This window comes from Desulfosarcina widdelii (assembly GCF_009688965.1).
Classification (GTDB): Bacteria; Desulfobacterota; Desulfobacteria; order Desulfobacterales; family Desulfosarcinaceae; genus Desulfosarcina; species Desulfosarcina widdelii.
This window is the reverse complement of the sequence record NZ_AP021875.1, coordinates 6,848,847-6,871,203: the sequence shown is the minus strand read 5'-3', so window position 1 is coordinate 6,871,203 and position 22,357 is coordinate 6,848,847. Positions and strand designations below refer to the sequence as shown.

Sequence of the window (22,357 nt, the reverse complement as noted above, 5' to 3'; positions counted from 1 at the left end):
GGCGGGTGAACGTGTCTTTGGTGGCAGGTTCGCCCGCTGCTTTAACGGACATGACCCGACCGGCATGAAACTTCACCAACTCGCCCGCAATAACGTGATCCTGTTGCTCTGCCTGCTGGCGTTACTGCTCCTGTTTCCACTTTTCAGGACAAATAACCCTTTGGCACGCGATCTGTTGCGCACTGCCATTTTCTTTAGCGGTGTTTTTTCGCTTGATTTCTCTCCCCGGTCTCTCAAAGTGTTGCTGCCTTTGGGAACGATTACCGCTGCCGCCGTATGGGTCGAACATTTTCTGCACCACCAGACCACCGAACTGATCGAATCCACCACGACAGTCCTCTTTCTGGTGGCCATTGTCGTGCTGATGATCCGGCACATCGCCCGAAGCCGCGAAGTGACCCCCACCATCATTTTGAGTTCCATCAACGGCTACCTGCTGCTCGGTTTCCTGGGCGGAGCGCTGCTGGCTATTGCCGACTCGGTTGACCGGTTAGCGGTCAAGGGCATAGCATCCGGCATCATCTTTCCGGGACAGGCCGTCCCGGATTTTTTCGATTACCTCTATTTCAGTTTCGTCACGCTGACGACCCTTGGCTATGGGGACGTCACCCCACTGTCCCACCTGTCCCGATCCACAGCCATCCTGATCGCCATTACCGGCCAGCTTTACATGACCATCCTCATCGCCATGCTGGTGGGTAAATTTTTGGCCCGATCCGAGGGAAACTGAATGCGCATCCGGCAAAAACTGCTTGTCGTCAGTACAGTCTGCGCCGGCATCGTCATCGGGCTGCTTCTCACCAGTGTCTTGGCCACCCGCCTTATGGCCAACCGCGAGGTGGTGCGGTCGCTGATCGTTACCAAAACCGCCCAGGCGACCGGGGGTGGGAAGCTGAGCTATGACCATCTGGCCGTCTCTTTTTTTCCTCTGCCCCACCTGCGAGCGGAAGTCATCGACCTGCACCGGCCGGATCTCTTCAAAATCACGGCCAGCAAACTGTCGGTCTACCCCGGAATTCTGTCGCTTTTGCAAGGTCGGGTAACCGTCCGCCGGGTGGTTCTGGAGGCCCCCGACATTCAGTTGGCGCCGCAACCGGAATCGCCCACCGGAAACCTGCCGGACCCTGCAGCGCCGGCAGGCAAAACGTTCACCGGTAGCGCAATCCGAACCGCCATCGGCGGTCTTTTCGGGGCCCTTTCCGCGGTTGACAAAGGGACCGAAGTGCAGATCCAAAGGGGAATGCTGACCCTGGCATTTGCCGAAGCACCCGACCTCCGGTTCACCGATATCCATCTTTTCGGAGAAAATGACGGCACGGCACTCCGGCTGAATCTGGGCTGCCGGTCGACACTTACCGGCAATCTGGACATGGATTTCCATGCCGATGTCAAAGCCGGCAAAGCCGGCGGGGACATTCGCGCGGCCGAACTTAACCTGCGGCCCCTGCTGCATTATGCATCCCTTCCTGGTGGCATTGTTACCGAAAACACCCACGCCGAATCCAAAGTCAGTTTTAGCGTTGACGCCCCAGAAATGGTAAACAGCCATTTCAGCCTGGGTTTTCCCAAACTGGCGGTGATGCGAAAAAACTTGAAACTGGATCTGGTTTCCGCTGAAATCTCGGGGAAAGTGAATTATGGAGAAAATGGACTGACCCTATCCATCGACACCCTGCAGTCGGCCCAACCGGCGCTGCGCCTCTCCGCCGGCGCAACGGTCACGAGCGTCAAAGAAACGAACCGATCGGAAATCGAGCTTCATGCCGCGGCCCAGGAACTGGATGTGGCCACGGCCAGCCAGGTGACCCGCTCCATTGTCGGAGACCTGGATGAAATTCGAACGGCCTTTGACGTTGCCCGTGAGGGTACCCTGACCAATGCCACCTACAGTGCACGCTTTGAATCCGGCAGCGACGGACCCCGCCTGATTTCCATGAAAGCCGCAGGGCATCTGACCGAAGGACGCATCACCATCCCCGGCATCGAAGCGGACCTGGAACGAATGGACGGCAACGTCCTTCTCCAGGACGAGCATGTGGCTTTTAAAAGCTTCAGCGGGTATTTTCAGGGTGCCGCTTTCCAAGCGTTGGATGCAGAAATCGATTGGGCCGCAGAGTCGACGTTGTCCATCGCCTCCACCACCGTTAACGTCCAGGCGGCACCTTTTTGTGACTGGCTCCTTTCTTTCGAGGATCTGGCATCGGCCCGGAAGTCCATTCAGTCCATCGACGGCAACGCAAACCTGTCGCGGCTGGAAATCCAGGGGCCTCTCGTCCATCCGGCACAATGGGATTTCACCATCCAGGGCACGCCGGAAGATATTCAACTGTCCACGCCTCGACTGCCTTTTGGCATCAAGCTGTCCGGAGGCGAGATCGTCTATGCCCCCGATAATAAGCGCGCGACCGATGTCTCCATCGAGTTTTTGGATGGATCTCTGGTGGTGTCTTACGAGCCCCAAGGGGATCTTTTAGATCCCGAGTCCATTGTCTGCGGCCTGGAAGGTTCCCTGGGCTCGGAAGCTGTCAACTGGCTGACCACCATCCTGCCCATCCCGAAGCATCTGCAGATGAAGCCACCGGTCGATCTTTCCGGTGTCCACATCGGTTGGTCCGACGACCGGCGACTCTCTGTAATGGGAAACATGAAGACTGCCGGTGGCGTCGAAATCGATTCGGACTTTTCAATCTTGCCACAGAGCTGGAATCTTCGACGGATTCGGTTCGCCGATGGCCGTTCCCAGGCCACCGTCTCTGGCAGTAAACGTCTCAACGGGATGGAAATCCGTTTTCGCGGCAACCTGGAGAAAGAAACCGCCGATCGTCTGTTGGCGGACAATCGCACCTTGTCGGGCCGGATCGAGGGCGATTTTCACACCATGATCGACACCCGGACCCCTTTGAACTCCTCATTTTCAGGCTCGCTTGCTGGACGAGGTGTACACATCTTGAATCTCACCCCCGCCCCCATCGAGGTGAGTCGATTTGCCGTCGCCGGCAGCGGTGGCCGGTTGACCATCGAGCCGTCGGAGATATCCCTGTGTAACAGCCAGATGGTTGTGCACGGCAGCTTGGTCCGCAGCGAAGACGGCTTGAAGATTGATCTGGACGTGGACGCCGACCGGCTGGACGAGGAACTGATCCGTATGGCGCAGACCGCCGACAACAAGGATGACAACGCGCCGAAAAAGGCAGCCGAGAAGTCCTCATTGCGTCCGCATGGGATAGTCCGCGTCAATGCAAACGAATTTTCGTATAAAGATTACACCTGGCAACAGGTTCAAGCCGACGTTCGTCTGAACGGCGACAGCACTCGGATTCAAATCGACCAGGCCAACCTTTGCGGCATCGCTACCACCGGGTGGCTGGTATTGTCTCCCCGGGGCCTGAGCCTGCACATCGTCCCGAAGGCCGAGGCAGTGTCTCTGGAAGAGACCTCCGAATGCCTCCTTGGCAAAACAGTGCGCGCCGACGCCCGGTATGACCTTTCTGGCCAGCTTTGGCTGCCGGAAACCCAAAACGACATTATTCCTTCCCTTTACGGGGATCTGCTTTTTTCATCGGAAAATGGCAGAATCGAGTATTCCAACGTACTGATGAAAATCTTCTCGGTTCTCAATATCGCCGAGGTATTTTCCGGAAAATCCGATCTGACGGAAAAAGGGTACGGGTATGCCCAGTGCTATGCGAAAGCAGAGATCAAAGACGGCCGGGTGCACTTCACCGAAATTCTGATGGACGGCAATTCCTTGAAACTTACCGGCCAGGGCGGCATCGACCTGAAAAAACAGGAAGTCGATATCCTGCTGCTGGCAGCCCCTTTGAAAACCGTCGATCGTATTGTCAACAAACTGCCGATCATCAACTATATCGCCGGCGGCTCCCTGATTTCCATCCCCTTGCGACTTGAAGGGAAACTGAACGACATTTCCGTGGTCACCATGCCTCCATCCGAAGTGGGCAAAGGGCTGCTCAACATCATGGAGCGGGTGCTGAAGGCACCCTTTAAACTGGTGGAAGGGGTTGAGTCCCTGGCTTCCGAGGCCGACAAGGATTCTGAAACGGCACCGGCTAAAAGCCCTTCCCAGGATCACTGAAAGGAGCCGACGCCGATTATGAAACCAACCCAAATGGCTGCCATCGTATTGGCGATCTGTCTGGCCACAGCACCGTTGCTCGGGTGGGCATCCGACCCGGTGGTGCGGATTCAAGGGGACCGCCTGACCCTGGACGTCGACAACCAGCCACTGGCAGTCATTCTGGAAAAGCTGGCCTCCCAGGGTATCCGGATCCGCATCGACCCGGAAATCAATCCTCTGATTACAGCCAAATTCAACCGTCGCGCCATTGGTCCGGCCCTGTCCAGTATCCTGAAATCCGTCGACTACGCCCTGATCTGGAGAAAAGACAAGGCCTCGGCAAAAGACGAACCACGGCTCTGGGAAATCCGCATTTTTTACCGAGGCCAGGAGGCCCGCATCCGGCCGTTGGAAAAAGGGGCCAACCTGGACATCGTCAAAGGCGACGGCGCCGCTTACGTCAAGGACATCCTGCTGCTCCGGTTGAAACCGGGCATTACCGAGGCAGAAATAGCGGTCTTGTTGGACCGGTTGGGCGCCACACTCGTGGATGTCTATCCGCCCCTGGGCATCGTCCGTATTCGCCTGCCCCATGGCAGCGATGTTCCCGCCATCGCCGAAAAAATCGCCGAAGCCGAGGGCATCGAAAATGCGGAACCGGACTACGCCTACCCGCTGGAGGGCGGCCGCACGGTAACGGCCGGGAACTTGCCGTCCGCCGCTACGGAAACGGCCATCCCCTCGTCCGACGCAACAACGGTCGCCGTCATGGACAGCGGACTGTCCGCGGATTATGCGGACAATCCCTTTGTACAGGCTGCCTACGATGCCGTTTCGCCGGGCGCCACCGTCGGCGACGAGATGGGTCATGGCACCCAAATGGTCCTCATCGCCGCCGGGGCGATCAATCCGCTGGGCGCCGAAACGAAGTCTGCCGCAGGCAGTCCTGTGGTCGCCATCCGGGCCTTTGACGACAACGGCTACACCTCCACCTACACGCTGGTGCGCGGCATCGACTATGCCATCGAAAACGGCGCCCGGGTGCTGAGCCTGAGTTGGGGTTCGGAAACTGCAAGTTCCCTGTTGGAATCGGCCACCGACTACGCGGCCTCACGGGGCCTGGTTCTTGTTGCGGCCGCCGGCAATTCGCCCACAGGCAAACCCGTCTACCCGGCAGCCTATGAGAATGTTATCGGAGTGGGCGCCCTGACTCCGGACGGCGAAGCGTGGGATCAGTCCAACTACGGTGACTTCGTATCGGTATATTCCCCCGGCCTGGCCGATCTGCCGGTGGGTTACAACGGCGATCCGGGCGTCTATGCCGGCACCTCCATCGCAACGGCCTATACCGCCCGCCAGGTGGCGGCCATTTTGAGCCGCAATCCACAGGCCGATCAAAAAACCATATTGGAAATTCTTTCACAGAAAAACGAGAAATAGGGATTGATTTTCAGCTTGACAGGCGGCGCCAAACAAATTATGAATGACTCCTCAGTCATTTTAAAACCCGGATATCGAAATGGATGACAAACGGGAACGAACCAGACAGCAGTTGGTGTCCGCCGCCATCGATGTGTTTCACGACAACGGATTCCAGAACACTCGGGTCTCGGACATTGTTGCCAGGGCCGGCCTGGCCCAGGGCACCTTTTATCTCCATTTTAAATCCAAGGAGAACATTTTCAATCACATCTGCTCGGAGTTCAAGACGATGTTTTTAAGCCTGCTGGATCGCAGTGCCGCCGACATGTTCGCCGGAGATTGTCTGGAAACCGTCAGAAGCAGCCTGAATGCGTTCAATCGAGAACTGATCGCCCTTTTCGCCGCCAATTACAAAATGGCGCAGCTACTTTTTGTAGAGGGCAGGAGCTATGGAGGAACGTTCGCCCAGCTGTTCGAAAGCATCTACTCGGCCTTTATCGAAAAAATTGTGGCGCATCTTGCGATCGGCCGGGAAAAGGGCCACATCGCCTTTGACGATGCAGAAACCGAGGCGGCCTTCCTGATCGGACTTTTCGACAGCAGCCTGTTTTATTTTCTGCGAATCAGAAACCAGATCGATATCGACGCCTTAAGCGCCAGAATGACCGATTTCATGCTGGGGGGACTGTCTAAAAGAGATTAGGCAATCCGGTATTGTGCCGGCCGACCAGGGTTCGATCCTGGGCGGCCTTTTTTGACGCAATAATGACTGATGTGTCATTCATTTTATAGCCAAACAGGATCTATCGGTGAAAAAACGATCATTGCCATGCGCCGATGAACGCCAGGTTCATCAAAATCAAAAAGGAAATCCGAAACCATCGGGCATCTCGGCCGTTATCATGCCGCTGGCATCGCGGTTCTGGATCATTCTTCTGATCGTTGCAGCGGTCTCGGCCATCGCGGCCTGGGCCATTCCCAAAATGGTCATCCAAAACGATCTGATGTTCATGCTGCCGGAGGACAACAAGGCCAAAAACGACTACATGGATGCCGAAGAGTTGCTGGGCAATGCCGGCGGCATCGCCATCGCGATTCAATCGCCGGACGGCATCTACCAGACCGAACTGCTCCAGCGTGTGCGCCGGCTGGCAACCAACTGCCGGGCGCTGAATCTGAAGATACCGGCCCGGCAGCTGGCCGATCGGATGGAGCTTTCACCGGACCATGCCCTGGCCCTGGCCGGATGGCTGCAAAGCATCGTTTCCGATCCGGACTTCACCCCTCCGATGCTGGCCGACATGCTGGCGGCACCGGAGGAGCTGGCCGAGGCTGTCGTCGACAGCCTGCCGGCCCAGTTGACGGTGGACGACCCGGACGCCTTATCCGAGGAACTGGCCGATATCCTGGCGTCCAGGGCCCTGGCCGAGCCTTCCCTGGCCGCGGAGCTGTTTGCCTTTGCCTCCCGGGCCACCGACCGCCGCGGGCACTTTCGCAGCATCTGGGTCGACGATGTCGTCGCCTTGACGGAAACCGATACGGTCTGGCCGGAATTTGTCGACCAGGCCGGCATCGTCGAGGCCATGTCACCCTATGGGTTCGATTCCGAAGAAGATCTGAGACACTTCGCCGACGCCCTGCTGGAAGCCGGCGCCATGGGTTCAAAAGCGGTCCTGGCCTTTACAAGCAGCCAGCCAAAACCGGCCGGCATCTCGGATCGATTCTGGGCTTCCCTGGAACAGGACCTGACGCCGGAGGCGGCCCCCGCCCTAGCCAAATCCATGGCCGGTGCCCCCAAACAGATCCGCGTGGGCGACCTGGTCCCCCGGGAAATCACAGGCGAAGGTATGCCCCGAATCCGGCAGCGCCTGCATGCCTGGTCCTTTTTTCAGGAGGGCGTCTACAGCCGGGACGAAAAGAGCCTGCTGATGGTGGTGCGCACCACGCCCAACCTGGACCAGCCCAACCGCGAATGCCTTCTGGACGCCATCAAGACCGAGGTGAACCGCGTGTTCGGAGACGGACGCTACCCGATTTATATGGCCGGCTATTCGGTGGTGGATCAGGCCGTGGCCCGCAACATGCACCAGGACATTACCCGGCTGCTGCCCCTGGTATTCGGCGTGGTCGCCCTGTTTCTCTTTCTCTCCTTTCGGAACCTGGCCGGCCTGCTCTACCCCATGATCACGATTCTGCTGGCCGTGTGCTGGTGCATGGGCGCCATGGCGCTGCTGGATGTGCCCTTGTCCGTGGTGGGCACGGCCATGCCCATCCTCCTGGTTGCCGTGGGATCGGCCTATGGCATCCATCTGATCTACTATTTCATCCATCGCCAGGCCGTCGTGAACCATCGCGGCCGGGCCATTGCCGATACCCTGGACGGCACGGGCCGCGGCGTGATCATGGCCGGTCTGACCACCGTGGCGGGTTTCGCTTCCCTGGCTTTTAACGACATCGTGCCGCTGCGCGATTTCGGCGTGTTTACCGCCCTGGGTGTATTCTTTGCCCTGCTGGTCTCGCTGTTTCTGATTCCGGCCCTGCTGATGCGCTTCGGCGTCCGGCCGCCGGCACAGGGGCCTGGCCGGGAAGCCGGCAAACGGGACAACGCATTCAATCGCCTCATCCGCGGACTCAGCCGCCTGTCGGCAAGACACCCGAAAACGGTGCTGGCCATCACGGCCCTGGTGGTGATCGGATCGGCCATCGGTCTGACCAGCCTGCACGTGGAAATGAACAATGTCACTTTTTTTAAAAAAGGCACTGACATCCGCCGGGCCGACACCTTTATTAACCGTCACTTCGCCGGCACGGTGGATATCCGCGTCATATTCTCTTCGACCGAAGCCAATGGCGTACTGGACACCGAGGTTTTAAACGCCATCGAACGTCTGGCCACCACAATTTCCCGGCAGCACCCGGAAGTGGGCAAAACCCTTTCCATCCTCGATCTGATCCGCAAGATGAACCAGGCCTTCTATTTCAACGATCCTGCCTACTACCGCATCCCGAACAAGACCGACCTGGCCGGCGAGCAAACCGATGCGGCCCTTACGGCTCACCTGGCTTCTTACATCGACAAATACCAGCGGGACGACACCCGGGCCTTTATCGACGGGGCCAAGCGCCAGGCAGGCCTGATCCTTCAGGTTAAAACCGCCTCCAGCCAGGTGACCCGCGACATCCTGCGATCCATCGACGAACTGCTGGACGGCCCCCTCGGCCGGAGTTTGGCGCAAAAAGGAATCAACGTCCACACCACCGGCATCGCGGCGCTCTACGTGGAATCCGAAGGCCTCATCGTGAGCGGTCAGTTGCGCTCCATTGCCGTTTCGGTGGTGATCGTCCTGGTGCTGGTCAGCCTGATCATGCGATCGCTGGTTTACGGGCTGCTTTCGATCCTGCCCCTGTGCATGGCCATCTGCGTCAATTTCGGCATCATGGGATTTTTGGACATTCCCCTGGACGCGGCCACGGCCATCACGGCCTGTGTGGCCATCGGCATCGGCATCGACTACGGACTGCACTATCTCAACCGCTATCGCCTGTTGCGCGAAGAGGGCCAAAACCAGCACACGGCGATCGTCAACACGGCGGAAACTACAGGAGGGTCGATATGTATCAACGCCCTGGCCGTGGCGACCGGATTTTCGGTGCTGATGCTATCCGCTTTCGTGCCCCTGGTGAACCTGGGCTTTCTCATCGCCCTGACCATGGTGACGTCGTCGGTCGGCTCTTTGACCCTGCTGCCGGCAGCACTAACGTTGACGGATCGAGACGAACCCGAACCTTGTATGCAACACGTATCCCCATTAAAGGAGTAACCCATGAAAATCAAATGGCTATGTTCGTTCCTGTTGACCCTGATGCTGGGATCAACAGCCCACGCCGCCGAAATCGGACCTTACGACCGGGCCACCGCGGAAAAGGATGGAAGGCGCATTTTCGACATCGCCGATCACTTCAACGAGCCGGAAAAAGATCTGCTGGCCTATACCCGCATGACTCTCAAGTCCGGCGATACGGTCAGAGACACACGCAAGGTGATCCTCAAGGAGTTCACCGATGGCGATCTGAGCCGCATCCTGTTTCGGTTTACCGATTCGCTCAAGCGAGGGCTGACCTTCTTGACCATCGAAACCAACGGCCCGACCAACGATCAGTATCTCTACGTGCCGGCCATCGGACGGCCGCGCCAGATCGCCTCCCAGGACCGGCAGAACAATTTCGAAGACACCGACATGACCAACGAAGATTTAGGCGGTCTCAAGCTGGACGACTACACCTACAAACGGGGCCGGGACGCAGCTTTGGCCGGACACGCCTGCTATAAGGTAACCGCCAGGGCCAAGGCAACCGATGCCCGCTTTCCCAAACGCATCGCCTGGTTCAATCAGGAGAACTTCATCCCTTTGCAGATCAAGGTCTACAACCGCGACAACAAGTTGCAGCGGGTAATTGTCGCTGGCGATGTGCGCACCATTGGCGGCATTCACCTTCCTTTCAAAACCGTGGCCAAGGATCTGATCGAAGACCACACCACCATCTTGGAGATCGTAAGGGCCGAGGTGGACAGCGGTATCGACCCGCTGGATTTCGACAAGGAGAAAATGGGGGCCGCATGGAAAGAGTCGTTTTAGAAGGCAAAACAAAACGATTTTGGCGGGTGCTGCTGGCCTTGCTCGCTCTGGCCTGGGTGCTGACGGCCGCCGGGCCGTTGGGGGCGTCGGAAAGCCCGGCAGCAACTGCCAACCAAACCGCTGCCGCCCAAATATCAGCGGCCGATGCGGACGCCGACGAAACACTTGAAGAAGACGCCTTCATGCAGGATCTGCTCAACGAATCCACCGGCGGCGATGTCCCTGCCGCCGCGGACGTCGATACAGGACCGACCCTTCCGCTGTCCTACGAAGGGGAGGTCATGGGCAGCCTGTGGGCGCCCAATAACCACGATGAAGAGTGGCACACCACCAACCGGCTGGACCTGAAAGGGTGGAGAGAATTCGGTGACTTGAGCGTGGACGGGCGTTTGCGCCTGGACTACCAGGACCTGGAGGACGAAGATAAGGCGCGCGCCAACCTGCGGGAACTCTACGCCACCTATCAACTGCGGCCCGGGGCCGGCGGGTACGCGGATTTCTCCATTGGCAAGAAGATCCTCTACTGGGGCAAGGGCGATGAAGTCCGACCCCTGGACCGCATCTGCCCCGAAGACCTGACCGCCCTGTACTTCAACGATCTCAACGATCGCAAGACCGGACGGGTGGGCGCCTTCGTCGATTGGCAGGCCAACCGTCGGATCCGCTTCGAAGGCTTCTGGTCCCCTTATTTCGAAGCCGGCGAAAGTCCCGAGTTGGGCGACTACTACGAACCGTCCAAGCTCCGGATGCTTGCAGACGCCGGCATCGCCATCGACGGCGCCGACGAGCCGGACGAATGGTCGTCGGATGCCGGTTTCGGCGGCCGTCTGATGTTCTCCGTACTAAAGGCGGACCTTGCCCTGTATGGGTTCCAGGGATACGATCCCAAACCGGCCTACGAAGTCCACCGGATCGGCATCCATCCGCTTTACGGTCTTCCCATCGTGCCCCAATCCGTGCGCGAGACCCACCCGCGGATGACCCTGTACGGCGCAGACATCGAACGGGCGTTCGGGTCGGTGGTGCTGCGGGCCGAGGCGGCGTACCAGAGCGACGGCGCCTGGTTTTCCCTGGACTGGGCACAGGACCCCACCCTTTTGCTGGAGACCCCCAGCGGCACGGTGGAAAAGGATCAGCTGCAATACGTGATCGGGATGGACAAACAGGATCTGTTCATCCATAACCTGTTCATGAATTTGCAGTTCGTGGGAACCCGCATTTTCGATTACGACTCGCGGATCATCGTTCCCGAATCCGACAACGGTGTGACGGCCTACCTGCGCTACTCGTTTCTGGATTCAAAATTCGAGGTGTGGTACCGCTACATGATTCTTTTCGAGGAGACGGAGCAGCGCCACCATTGCGAAATCGGCTACAAGCCGCTGCCCTGGGCCAAGGTGAGCCTCGGTGCGATCACTTTCGACGGCGACGCGGATGCGTATTATTTCGGACAATATGCAGACCGGGATTTTGTCTACACCAAACTTAAACTGATTTTTTAAGAAAAATTCCGACAGGTAACCAGATAACGATATCCGTATTCGATCACCGGCTCGTTTCGCTGGTTGACGACCTTGCACAGGATGGATGCGAAACCGCGGTCCGGTTTGCTCCTTGACTTTCGCAGTTCCGTCCATCTGGCGTTCACCGTAAGAATGTCGCCCGGGCGCACCGGGTTGAACATCTTTACCGCATGCATGCCGACGCCGCTCAGGATCGCGACGTTGCCCTGGGCTTCAACGACCGCCCGGGTGCATGCGGAAAGGGTGTGAAGGGAGGAGGCCACCAGTCCGCCGAAAAGAGATGCCTTTGCCGCGCCATCGTCGATGTGGAACGGTTGCGGATCGAATTGTCTTCCAAATTCGATGATCGCCTCCCGTGTCATCGCGACAGGCTCGCAGATAAGCTGTTCACCCTCCCTTAAATCTTCGAAATATCTCTTTTTCACGCTTTAACACCCCTCGAAACCGTTGCTGAACATTACAATCTGTTACAATTTTGAGTGCTTCCCGGGCTTGCCCAACGACTCTTCTGCACCTATAGATATGAAGGTTTGTCTTTGAAAAATTCGCCATAAAGGAGAACGATCATGAAACGGCGGTATATGGTAATTACGATTGCTTGCATTATCGGTTTCTTGGGAGGCGCCCCGGCTTTTGGCGGCAGCCACGACCAACGGACCCGAAAGGCCCAGGACCGCTTACAGCAACTCGGCTACCAGCCCGGTCCCGCGGATGGCGTTATGGGCCAGAAAACCAAGAATGCAGTTAAAAAATTCCAGCGCGATCAAGGACTCCCGGAAACAGGATCTCTGGATGACAAAACGTTTCAGGAATTGAAGAAAAACCGGTCCGACACACCGCAACAGTCCGACCGGAATAGAAAGAAATACTAATCGTTCGACTCAACCGGCGGCAGGAGTGACATAGTGTACGTCGCAAAATAGGCAAATTGGCCATTTTTGGGTGGATACGACTACCGGTTTGCCGCCTCTAATGCCAGCATCCGCACCTTCAACGCTTCACCTCCGCCGAACAGGCCCGCAGAACCATCGCTCCGGATTACGCGGTGGCAGGGAATCAGCACCGGATAAGGATTGTTGGCCATGGTGGTGCCCACGAAACGGGCGGCCCGGGGCAGGCCGGCCATGCGGGCCACCTGGCCGTAGGAAGCGGTCCCGCCGTATGGGATGCCGGCCACCGCCCGGTACACGGCCTGCTGGGAGGGCGTAAAGCGGGACAGATCCATCCATTGCCAGGGGGTGTCGATTGCTTTTCCATTGAAATAGCCGACCAGGTCCCGGGCCACCTCCGACGCCAGCGGGTGCTCGCGGTCGATCCGCCACAAACGCTCGTCGAAATGCTGGCTGGCGGCCTGAAGGTTCGCCTGGGGAAGCCGGATTTCCAAGAGTCGGAACGGATCGGGTTCGAAGGCCGCTACCGCGTATCCGAAATCAGTTTCTACAATTCTATAATGGCTCATGGTCAAAAAGCTCTACAACCCATCCTTTTTACGGTTCCGTCGACAATAAAAAAACCCCCATCGGATATTCTCCGTGGGGGTTCGGTAATCTAAGAGGGCGAGTCGATTAGGTTTCTTCGACGGTGATGGCACCCTCTTCGCAAACTTCCACGCAGCTTTCGCAGCCGAGGCACTCTTCGGCATTCACGGGAACGGATTTTTCATCCTGCATTTCGAAGACTTCTACGGGGCATACATCCACGCACTCTTCACAGCCAACGCATTTGGACTCGTCAACGGTCGGGGTAAAAGCCATTTTCTCTTCTCCTTTCAATCGTTTCTATGCATGTTGATCCAATTATCAACATTGGTTTCCGTTTTATGGAAAAGGGCTTATACCAAATAAAACAGCCAGTCAAGCGTTGAAAAACTTTTTTTCCGCGCACTGAAAAATAGCGGGTAAATCCTTGACTGTCGTGGGTTTGCCACGGTTTCAACGTTGCTGCAAAAAGGGGCAGCCGCCGCAGCCAAACTTGACAAACTCGTAAAAAGCCGCATTCCGGAAAGGCTTGTAAAAAGGCCGGGATCAAGGCTTGCGAGTCCCAAGGAAGGGGGGTACGTAAACGCACCCCGCACTGATGGGGGATGAAGCGTAACGCAGATATCCGCCTTTTTAAGAGTCTATCACACTTCCACCGCAACGACGAGCGTGTGAATCGTGCCCTTTGCCGCGGAAGACGAAACAGAATCCGGATCGTTCAGGCGTCCGACCCAGTCTGCCGGAGAGCGGTTCACGGCCGCGTAAAGACAGATATCCGCACCTGTTTCGGAGGGGGCAGCTGGCCAGCCTTTTGCACAAATGTCCCCGGACAGATCGATCGTCCCCTCGCCAAGCCCGGACAGCAGCCGATCCAACAGGGGTTCCCCGATTTCTTCAGGCATCGTAAGGCGGGTATCGCCCAGCTTTTCCAGACCGTTGCCCTTTTCGGACTTTTCCAGCAGGAGATCTGCCACCGCCGGACTGGTAGTGATCATCACTTCCGGAAGATTTTCGTCGGCGGCGGCCAGATTGGCCCAGGCACGAATGCGCTGTCCGGTCGACCGAGCGCCCCGATCCTCACGCCACAAGGTGCTGGCATAGGCCTTTCGACTGAAACCGGCTTCATCGGCGTCCTTAAGGGTTTCCAGAAAATCCTTCTCCATGGCCTTGAATCGATCCAGGTCTTGACCCAGACTGTCCACGGCCCGGTCGTTTTCCTGAGCCAGGACCAGAAACAGCCGTGCGCTGAACCCCTCATCCATTTTCGCCTCAGTCCGGCCGGCTTGGCCGTAATTTTTGATGTCGGAACGAATCCGGTTGACCGCGGTTTCGTCGAAAAAAGGCACCTCCCCCTGCCGGGCCCCCAGAAAATCGGCTCCCGCCGTCAATTTTCCCGGGTTCAGGCTTGCCCACTCGGTAAATTCGGATAGGGCGGACCGCAACCGGTCTTCATCGCCAGCCAGGGGCGTTCGGATTTCAATCAGGCCCTTGGCTTCCAGGTCCTTTATTTCGGCTGGAATCGCCGTCTCAAGGGGTTGGTACACCACCACCGGTCCCACGAGCCAAGCCAATCGGCGAGCGGTGGATTCGGACAGATAGGTGAAAGGGAAATAAACCGCTTTCATGGGAGATCTCCAAAATTGTTGTTCGATAATGGCGCTTTCAAGATGCCGTTTATCAACGAATCGGTTCGTCCCGGGGCACAACCCCCATCTCCATCAACCGATCGCGCAGCCGGTCGGCCAATTCCCAGTCCCTGGCCTGGCGGGCACGATTGCGCTCGTCGATCAAACGCTGCACCTGCGGATCTTCGGTTTCGTCTGTAAAATCGAAAATATTCAGCACCGTGTCGATCCGCTCCAGGGTTTCCAGGATGCGCCCGGCGCCGTCGGGATCGATTTCTCCATGGACGATCAGGGTGTTGATGCGCTTGATGACAGTGAACAGGACGGCCAGGGCCGCTGAAATGTTCAGGTCGTCGTCCATGGCGGTGGTAAAGCCGTTCTTGATATCGTAGCACAACTGGTCCAGTTCACCGTACGGTTTGCCGCTGCGCACCGTTTTGAGGGCTTGCACGCAGGCGTCCAGCCGGTCCAAAGTCTTGCGCACCCGCTTTAACCGCTCAACGGAATAAAGCACTGGTTTGCGATAATTGACCGATAGGAGCCAGTAGCGGATCTCCCTGCCGGTGAATCCCTGGTCCAGCAGTGCCTGAATGGTCAGGGCATCGCCCTCGTCCACCTTCTTGCCGTCCACCAGGACGCGGTCACAGTGAATCCAGTATTTGGCCAGGGTTTTTCCGGTCAGGGCGCCGGCAATGGCCACCTCGTTCTCATGATGGGGAAAAACCAGCTCCCGTCCGGCGCAATGGATGTCGTAATAATCGCCCAGGTAGCGCATGGACATGGCGGCGCACTGCAAATGCCAGGAAGGACGCATGTTGCCCCAGTCGGTCTTGATGTAGATCCCCCGCTTGAGTTCCGACAGCCGGGTGCGCTTGAGCAGGGTAAAATCCCGGGGGTTGTCTTTTTCATACTCGTCCAGGTCGACGGTGGCGCCCAGCCGGATTTTGTCCAGGTCGATGCCCGACAGCCGGCCGTACTCCTTGAATCGCGAGATGTCAAAATAGATGGAGCGGAGCTTTTCGTAGGCGTAGCCCTTCTTGACCAGCCGGTCGGCCAGATCGACCATGTCGGCGGTGTGCTCGCTGGACTTGGGGTAATGGTTGGCCGGTCGGATGCCCAGCACCCCCAGATCGTGATGGAAGGCGTCGATATGCATCTCGGTGAACGCCTCCAGGGACATGCCGGCCTTCTCGGAGCCTTCAATGGTCTTGTCGTCCAGATCGGTGATGTTCATCACCATCTTGACCGTGTGGCCGCGGAAGGACAGGTAGCGGGCCAAAAGGTCGGAAAAGATGAAACGGCGGCCTTCGCCCACATGCATGGGGGCATAGGCCGTGGGGCCGCAGGCGTACAGGGAGACCTTGCCCGGACTTACGGGTAAAAAACGCTCCTTTTTACGGCTCATGGTGTTGAACAGCTTCAGTTCGACCTTTTCCTGAACGTCGAACAGCGGCGTGGAGAGGTAGCGTTCGCCGCCGTCCGGGAAGATCACCACCAGGGTGCCCGCCTCCAGGCTGCGGGCCTTCTCGGCGGCCACCACCATGGCGGCACCGCTGCTCATGCCAACCATCAGCCCCTCTTCCCTGGCCAGCCGCCGGGTCATCTCGAAGGCCGGTTCGTCCTCCACGTTGATTTTCTCGTCCAGCAGCCGCTTTTCGAAGATCTCCGGCTGGTAGGCCTCGCGCATGTTTTTGAGCCCTTGCAGCCGGTGCCCCAGGTAGGGTTCCACACCGACGATGCGGATGGCCGGATCGAACTCCTTGAGGCGTCGGGACAGGCCCATTAGGGTCCCCGACGTTCCCATGGTGGCCACCAGATGGGTCAGCGCCCCGTCGGTCTGTTCCCAGATTTCTACGGCCGTGCCGTGATAATGGGCCTGCCAGTTGGCCGGGTTGTTGTACTGGTCCGTCATGAAATAGGTGTCAGGATTTTCCCGGGCCAGACGGTAGACTTCCTCGATGGCGCCGTCGGTGCCCAAATGGCCGGGGGTAAGCAGAATTTCGGCGCCGCGGGCCTTGAGGATCTTCTGCCGCTCCACGCTGGCAGCCTCGCTCATGGCCAAAAGCAGCCGGTACCCCTTTACCGAGCAGACCATGGCCAATCCGATGCCGGTGTTGCCGGAAGTGGCCTCAATGACCGTCTTGCCGGGCACCAACTCTCCCGAGCGCTCGCCGGCCTCGATCATGGACAGGGCCGGACGATCTTTAATGGAGCCACCGGGATTGAGGTACTCGAGCTTGGCCAGTACGCGCACCTTGGGATTGGGGTTCAGATGCCGGATCTCCACCAGGGGAGTATTGCCGATATGATTCAGGATGCTGTGGGTCATGGAAGCAGATTTTCTTTTTCAGGAAAAAATTTCAAAATGGTGCGCCAGAACTGTTTCGATCCGGGTTTGCACGGTTTGGGTGTCCGCGTCCGCGTCGATGACGCAAAACCGCTGCGGCTGGTTTCGCGCCAGGTCCAGATAGCCTTCGCGCACCCTCTCATGGAAAGCCAGTTTTTCCTTTTCGAAGCGGGACTCCGCCGCGTGGGCGTCGTCGGACGCGATTCGCCGCCAGGCCCGGGCCAGCCCCTCTTCGGGGGCCAGGTCCAGCAGCAGCGTCAGATCGGGCGTCTGGCCGCCGCAGGATAGGTCGTGCAATCGCAGGATCGTCTTTTTGTCCAGGCCCCGGGCATAGCCCTGGTAGACCATGGTGGCATCGAAATAGCGGTCGCAGACCACTACCTTGCCGGCCGCCAGGGCCGGACGGACAACTGTCTCCAGATGCTGGACCCGGTCGGCCACGTACAGCAGCAATTCCGTGCCGGGCGCCATGTCGTCATTGGCCGGGTGCAGCAGGACACTGCGGATCTGACCGCCGATGGAGGTACCGCCCGGTTCTCGGGTCGTCAGGCAGTCGTATCCGGCCTCCTTCAGCCAACGGGCGATGGCCGTTATCTGGGTGGACTTGCCGCTTCCCTCGATGCCTTCTAATGTTATGAACATTTTTTGGTTTGTGGTCTCTGGTTGCGGGTTCACAGTTCCGGACTCACCGATGACCGATCACTGTTCACCGTTTTTTATAAAAATGTCTCTCCAGCAACCGGTGATACGACGTCCATGCCCCATCCGATTCGTCTTTGGCCACATACTCGCGAATGCTGTTGACCCGGGAATCCATCTCGTCGATGTAGTTCAACAACACCGCCTCGATGGTCTTGGGCGGTTCAGGGGAGCCGAACTCCCGGGCGCCGTGGTGGCTGACGATCATGTGTTTGAGCAATTGGGCCTGGTCTTCCGGAAAATCGCGCAGTTGCTTCAGCTTTTCGTCCAGCATGGAAAGTCCGATGACGATGTGGCTGAGCAGGCGCCCTTCGTCGGTGTAATCGATGCGCCGGGAATATTCCAGCTCGCGCGTCTTCCCCACGTCGTGGAGGATCACTCCGGCCAACAGCAGATCGCGGTCGACGCCGCTGTAATGCCCGGCGATGGTCTCTGAAAGAACCGCCATGGAGAGGGTGTGCTCCAGCAGGCCGCCGATATAGGCGTGGTGCATGCGCTTGGCCGCCGGGGCGCTGGCATAGGCGGCCACGAAGTCCGCATCGGCCCAGAAAAGGTCGAAAAGCGCCCGCAGCCAGGGCGTCTGCATGCGGGCGGTCATCTCTTTGAGCCGGTCGAGCATCTGACTGGCGTCACGAGTGGTGGCGGCCAGAAAATCGGCGGCATCCACCTGCTCCTCCGGCACCCGGACCATGTCTTTGACCACCAGTTGCAAACTGCCCCGGTACTCGCCCACCTGGGCCCGTACATGCACGAAATCGCCTTCGGCCGCCGCCGCGGCAATGCGGTCCACCTGATCCCACACAACCCCGTTAACCTGTCCGCTGCGATCCGCCAGGGTGACATTTAAAAAAGGGTTGCCGTCTTTTTTGTGGGCCATGTTGCGCCGGGCCAGCAGAAAAACTTCGTCAACGGCGCTTCCCGCGGCAAGATCGGAGACAAAACGTTTGGTCATGGATACCATCCTCATCCGGAAAGACCGGAAGGAAGCCATTAATAGGAAATGGAGACCTTCCGTCGGGCCAGTTCGTTCAGGGCGTCATAATCGGTCATGTCGCATTTGATGGGGGTAATGGATATATAGTTTTCCTGCAACGCCGCACCGTCGATGTCCGGTCGGTCGTAACCGCCTTGAGCGTCACAGCCCTGCCAGTAATAGGTCCGGTTGCGCGGGTCCAGTCGTTTTTCGAAATGCTGGGCGCAGCCGTTGGCTCCCTGCCGGCTCCAGCGGACGCCGCGAATACGCTCTTTGGGCAGATCGGGAAAATTGACGTTGAGAAAGGTCCCCTGCGGCAGTTTCCAGTCCATCATTTGCCGGCAAAAGGAGGCGGCGACAACGGCGGCGTCTTTCATGTGACGGTCACCGGGTGCCGTGATGGAGACGGCCATGGCGGGAATGCCTGCCATGGCAGCCTCCTTGGCCGCAGCCACGGTGCCGGAATAGTTGACATTCACCCCCACATTGGCTCCCGGATTGATCCCGGAAACGACCAGTTCGGGCGGGGTTTCCAGCAATTCGGCCAGCCCCAGCTTGACGCAGTCGGCTGGGGTTCCGTTGACGGCAAAGCCGGTTGCCCCCCCGTTGATCCGGGTCTTCTGGCTGCGGATGGGCTGATGCAGGGTAATTCCGTGGCCTACGGCACTGCGTTCGCGATCCGGGGCCACCACACACACCCGATGCTGCTCGGCGAAGGCCTGATATAAGGCCCACAATCCAGGAGCGTAAATTCCGTCGTCATTGGTCAGCAGGACTTGCATTTAAATAAAACGCCAAAACTGTTGAACGCGTTAAAAGTCAATGTTCAGGCGGTGTCGTAAAAAGTTCGAGATCAAGGCTTGCGGGCCGCGATAGCGAGCGCAAGCGAACGAACAGCAAATTGACCTACTTCCTAACGGCGAACATTTATGTTCCATCCCAAGAATACCGCTATCGCGGGTGCCGGAGGCAGTGTACTTAAGCGTACTCCACCGTGACGAGGGATGAAGCGTAACGAAGATATCGGACTTTTTACGGCGCCGCCAAAACTGTTGTTGCAATTTCCGACAGCTTAGCTTTATATTTGTTTTTTCATTTATGTGCAAGCGGTTATCCTGCATCCGCGCTCGTAGGATTCGAACAAAAGGCACCTCTAAGAGACAACGCAACAACACCAATAACCATTTGATGCGACCGCTCATCCCCCGACCCTCGCGACCCGGAACGCCGATCCCGGCAGTGCTTCTGGCCATTTTCCTCTGGGCCCTCTGGGCGCCGGATTATTCTGTGGCCGATACCATCGGGGACCGCATCGCCGGCAGCCCCAAGGTCCCCTGGCAGATCAGCGCGGACAATGTGGCCTACGATGCTGCAACGACCACTTACCACGCCACGGGCCAGGTCATCATCGAAAAGCAGGCCACCCGACTGATCGCTGACCGGGTCGCTTTCAACCATAAAGCCATGACCGCCGTGGCCGAAGGCCATGTGGTGCTGACCGTGGACGAAGACATCCTGACCGGCCAGCGCCTGGAACTGGATATCGAGCAGGAAACCGGTGTCGTAACCGGCGGCAGCCTGTTTCTCGAACAGAATCATTTCTATATCCGGGGCCAGCGAATCGAGAAAACCGGCAAGGAGACCTATCGGGTGGAACGGGGCTCCGTCACCACCTGCGACGGCGACCGTCCCGATTGGATCATCACCAGCCGCACGCTCAAGGTGACGGTCGAAGGCTACGGAACTGCCAGCCACGCCGTGCTCCGGGCGCACGACCTGCCGGTATTGTACGTACCTTACATCGTTTTCCCCGCCAAAACCAAACGTCAGACCGGCTTGCTGTTTCCCGAGGTCGGTTATTCGGACCGCCAGGGATTTGCCTGGAACCAACCCCTCTTCTGGGCCATCAACGACAGCTCCGACGCCACCTTGTATACCCACTACATGGAAGAACGTGGGGCCAAGATCGGCCTGGAATACCGTTATGCCCTGACCGACGCTTCCTTTGGGGCCATCATGGTCGATGGCCTGCACGACCGCAAGGTCGATGATGGCACCGAGAAGGCCACCGACCAGTGGGGCTATGGCGACGATGACTATGACCGCCCCAATGCCGACCGCTACTGGCTGCGGGCCAAGGTGGATCAGGAACTGCCTCAAGGGTTCATGGCCCGGCTGGATCTCGATATTGTCAGCGACCAGGACTACCTGACCGAATTCAGGGAGGGCCCCGACGGATTTTACGCCACCCGGGAGTCCTTTCTGGAGACCTTCGGGCGCGATCTGGACACCTATGACGAAGACACGCGAACCAATCGTTTGAACGTAAGCCGCAGTTGGTCCCGTTTTTCCCTCAATGCCGACGTACTGTGGAACGACAACGTGACCAACCGTCGCTGGGAGGAAACCGACGATACCCTGCAGCGACTGCCGCGGATCGAATTCGACGGCACCAAACAACAGGCCTTCGAAAGTCCTTTTTATTGGGACCTGGCCTCCGAATACACCTATTTTTACAAGGAGGACGGCGAAAGGGGCCACCGCGCCGATCTTTACCCCCGCGCCTATCTGCCGCTCAAATGGAAAAATTACCTCTCGGTGGAACCCTCCGCCGGCTGGCGCCAGACCACCTGGGTCATGGACCGCTGGGAGGACGAGGCCCTGGACAAGACCACCTATCGCCAGATTTACGATGCCAAGCTGGATGTCTCCACCGAGTTTTCGAAGATCATGGGGTCGCCGGTGGCCGCCGTCGACCGGATTCGCCACAGCGTCAAACCCCGTGTGGTTTACAAATACATACCGGATCAGGACCAATCCGACCTGCCCGATTTCGACACGGACATCGATCGCATCGCAGCGGCCAACACGGTCACTTACTCGCTGACCAATACCCTCACGTCCAGGCAGTCGAAAAAGCCATCCCCACCCGGACATACAGCCGCAGGCAAAGGGCCGGAAACCGGCGGTGAAGAACAACCTTCCGCAGTGGCAAAGGCGGCACCCGGAAAAGATCCGGAAAAAGAAATAATCCTACCGACCTACGACTACAGCCGGTTTTGCCGGTTCTATCTGGAACAGACCTACGACATCGACGCGGCCAAAGATGACGATCCGGAACCGTTTTCCGACCTTTATGGAGAGCTGGATCTCTCTTTCGGTTCCTATTTCGGATTGGACTCCGATGCCGACTTCGACACCTACGCCAGCCATTTTTCGTCTCACAATGTGGCCGCGGTGGTGAACGACCTCCGGGGAGACCGTCTGAGAATCGAACATCGCTACGAAAGAGACGAAAATGAATCCGTTTACGGCACCGTGGCCGTCAAGCTGACCGGCCGCCTGTCCGTAACCGGCGAATACGAACGCGACCTGCTGGCGGAAAAGGACGTTCTGAAAGGTGCCGGTTTTCTCTATACCGCCCAGTGCTGGGCCTTCGATTTCCGCTACACCAACGAAGACGGGGACCATAGCTTCGCGTTTCGTCTAAATCTGATGGGGATCGGCGGATTCGGCAAATAGCGTTTCTCGTCCATTGCCTTTTGGAAAAAGGAGTGGTAAACGATTCCTCCTTT

The 22,357-nt window shown here is 58.1% G+C and carries 17 protein-coding genes; 9 read left to right on the top strand and 8 right to left on the bottom strand.

Annotated features, from left to right (window positions below; all coding sequences use genetic code 11):
• Nucleotides 1–64: 64 nt before the first annotated feature.
• From GN111_RS31350 to GN111_RS31320, 7 genes are all read left to right on the top strand, one after another.
• On the top strand, nucleotides 65–730 hold the full coding sequence (locus tag GN111_RS31350) for a potassium channel family protein (RefSeq protein ID WP_155307523.1): 666 nt from the start codon (nucleotides 65–67) through the stop codon (nucleotides 728–730).
• On the top strand, nucleotides 731–4,096 hold the full coding sequence (locus GN111_RS31345) for an AsmA-like C-terminal domain-containing protein (RefSeq protein WP_155307522.1): 3,366 nt from the start codon (nucleotides 731–733) through the stop codon (nucleotides 4,094–4,096).
• A gap of 18 nt (nucleotides 4,097–4,114) precedes the next feature.
• Nucleotides 4,115–5,518, top strand: coding sequence for a S8 family peptidase (locus GN111_RS31340; RefSeq protein ID WP_155307521.1), 1,404 nt, complete (start codon nucleotides 4,115–4,117; stop codon nucleotides 5,516–5,518).
• Nucleotides 5,519–5,597: 79 nt separating this feature from the next.
• Nucleotides 5,598–6,203, top strand: coding sequence for a TetR/AcrR family transcriptional regulator (locus GN111_RS31335; RefSeq protein WP_155307520.1), 606 nt, complete (start codon nucleotides 5,598–5,600; stop codon nucleotides 6,201–6,203).
• Nucleotides 6,204–6,309: 106 nt separating this feature from the next.
• A complete protein-coding gene (locus GN111_RS31330; RefSeq protein WP_155307519.1) occupies nucleotides 6,310–9,321 on the top strand; it encodes an efflux RND transporter permease subunit in 3,012 nt (1,003 codons plus the stop codon).
• Nucleotides 9,322–9,324: 3 nt separating this feature from the next.
• Nucleotides 9,325–10,137, top strand: coding sequence for an outer membrane lipoprotein-sorting protein (locus GN111_RS31325; RefSeq protein ID WP_155307518.1), 813 nt, complete (start codon nucleotides 9,325–9,327; stop codon nucleotides 10,135–10,137).
• Nucleotides 10,119–11,639: a DUF1302 family protein gene (locus tag GN111_RS31320; protein ID WP_155307517.1), complete on the top strand. Its 1,521-nt coding sequence runs from the start codon at nucleotides 10,119–10,121 to the stop codon at nucleotides 11,637–11,639. Before GN111_RS31325 ends, GN111_RS31320 begins: the two co-directional genes overlap by 19 nt.
• Here GN111_RS31320 and GN111_RS31315 read toward each other — a convergent pair.
• Entirely contained in the window at nucleotides 11,636–12,085 is a 450-nt protein-coding gene (locus GN111_RS31315) for a MaoC/PaaZ C-terminal domain-containing protein (RefSeq protein ID WP_155307516.1), read from the bottom strand. The two genes, GN111_RS31320 and GN111_RS31315, sit on opposite strands and share 4 nt — an antisense overlap.
• Nucleotides 12,086–12,226: 141 nt before the next feature.
• Between GN111_RS31315 and GN111_RS31310 the strand changes: the two genes are divergently transcribed.
• The gene (locus GN111_RS31310) at nucleotides 12,227–12,532 is read left to right on the top strand and encodes a peptidoglycan-binding domain-containing protein (protein WP_155307515.1); all 306 of its coding nucleotides are present in this window, start codon (nucleotides 12,227–12,229) and stop codon (nucleotides 12,530–12,532) included.
• An 80-nt stretch (nucleotides 12,533–12,612) separates the two neighbouring features.
• Here GN111_RS31310 and GN111_RS31305 read toward each other — a convergent pair whose 3' ends face one another.
• The 7 genes from GN111_RS31305 to surE all read right to left on the bottom strand — a co-directional run bounded on the left by GN111_RS31305 (nucleotide 12,613) and on the right by surE (nucleotide 19,564).
• Nucleotides 12,613–13,119: a methylated-DNA--[protein]-cysteine S-methyltransferase gene (locus tag GN111_RS31305; protein ID WP_155307514.1), complete on the bottom strand. Its 507-nt coding sequence runs from the start codon at nucleotides 13,117–13,119 to the stop codon at nucleotides 12,613–12,615.
• Nucleotides 13,120–13,225: 106 nt separating this feature from the next.
• Nucleotides 13,226–13,414: a ferredoxin gene (locus GN111_RS31300; protein WP_155307513.1), complete on the bottom strand. Its 189-nt coding sequence runs from the start codon at nucleotides 13,412–13,414 to the stop codon at nucleotides 13,226–13,228.
• A gap of 368 nt (nucleotides 13,415–13,782) precedes the next feature.
• Nucleotides 13,783–14,763, bottom strand: a complete 981-nt coding sequence (locus GN111_RS31295) for a hypothetical protein (protein WP_155307512.1) — start codon at nucleotides 14,761–14,763, stop codon at nucleotides 13,783–13,785.
• A 52-nt stretch (nucleotides 14,764–14,815) separates the two neighbouring features.
• Nucleotides 14,816–17,092 (bottom strand): cysteine--tRNA ligase, encoded by a 2,277-nt coding sequence (cysS, locus tag GN111_RS31290; RefSeq protein WP_155307511.1) that lies wholly within the window; start codon nucleotides 17,090–17,092, stop codon nucleotides 14,816–14,818.
• A gap of 18 nt (nucleotides 17,093–17,110) precedes the next feature.
• The gene (gene tmk, locus GN111_RS31285) at nucleotides 17,111–17,752 is read right to left on the bottom strand and encodes a dTMP kinase (protein WP_155307510.1); all 642 of its coding nucleotides are present in this window, start codon (nucleotides 17,750–17,752) and stop codon (nucleotides 17,111–17,113) included.
• A 64-nt stretch (nucleotides 17,753–17,816) separates the two neighbouring features.
• Complete coding sequence (locus tag GN111_RS31280) at nucleotides 17,817–18,761, bottom strand: 3'-5' exoribonuclease YhaM family protein (protein WP_170302547.1); 945 nt, start codon at nucleotides 18,759–18,761, stop codon at nucleotides 17,817–17,819.
• A gap of 38 nt (nucleotides 18,762–18,799) precedes the next feature.
• Nucleotides 18,800–19,564, bottom strand: a complete 765-nt coding sequence (gene surE / locus GN111_RS31275; RefSeq protein WP_155307508.1) for a 5'/3'-nucleotidase SurE — start codon at nucleotides 19,562–19,564, stop codon at nucleotides 18,800–18,802.
• A gap of 406 nt (nucleotides 19,565–19,970) precedes the next feature.
• On the opposite strand from surE, the gene GN111_RS31270 reads away from it, so the two are divergent.
• Nucleotides 19,971–22,304, top strand: a complete 2,334-nt coding sequence (locus tag GN111_RS31270; RefSeq protein ID WP_170302546.1) for an LPS-assembly protein LptD — start codon at nucleotides 19,971–19,973, stop codon at nucleotides 22,302–22,304.
• The last annotated feature ends 53 nt before the right edge of the window (nucleotides 22,305–22,357 follow it).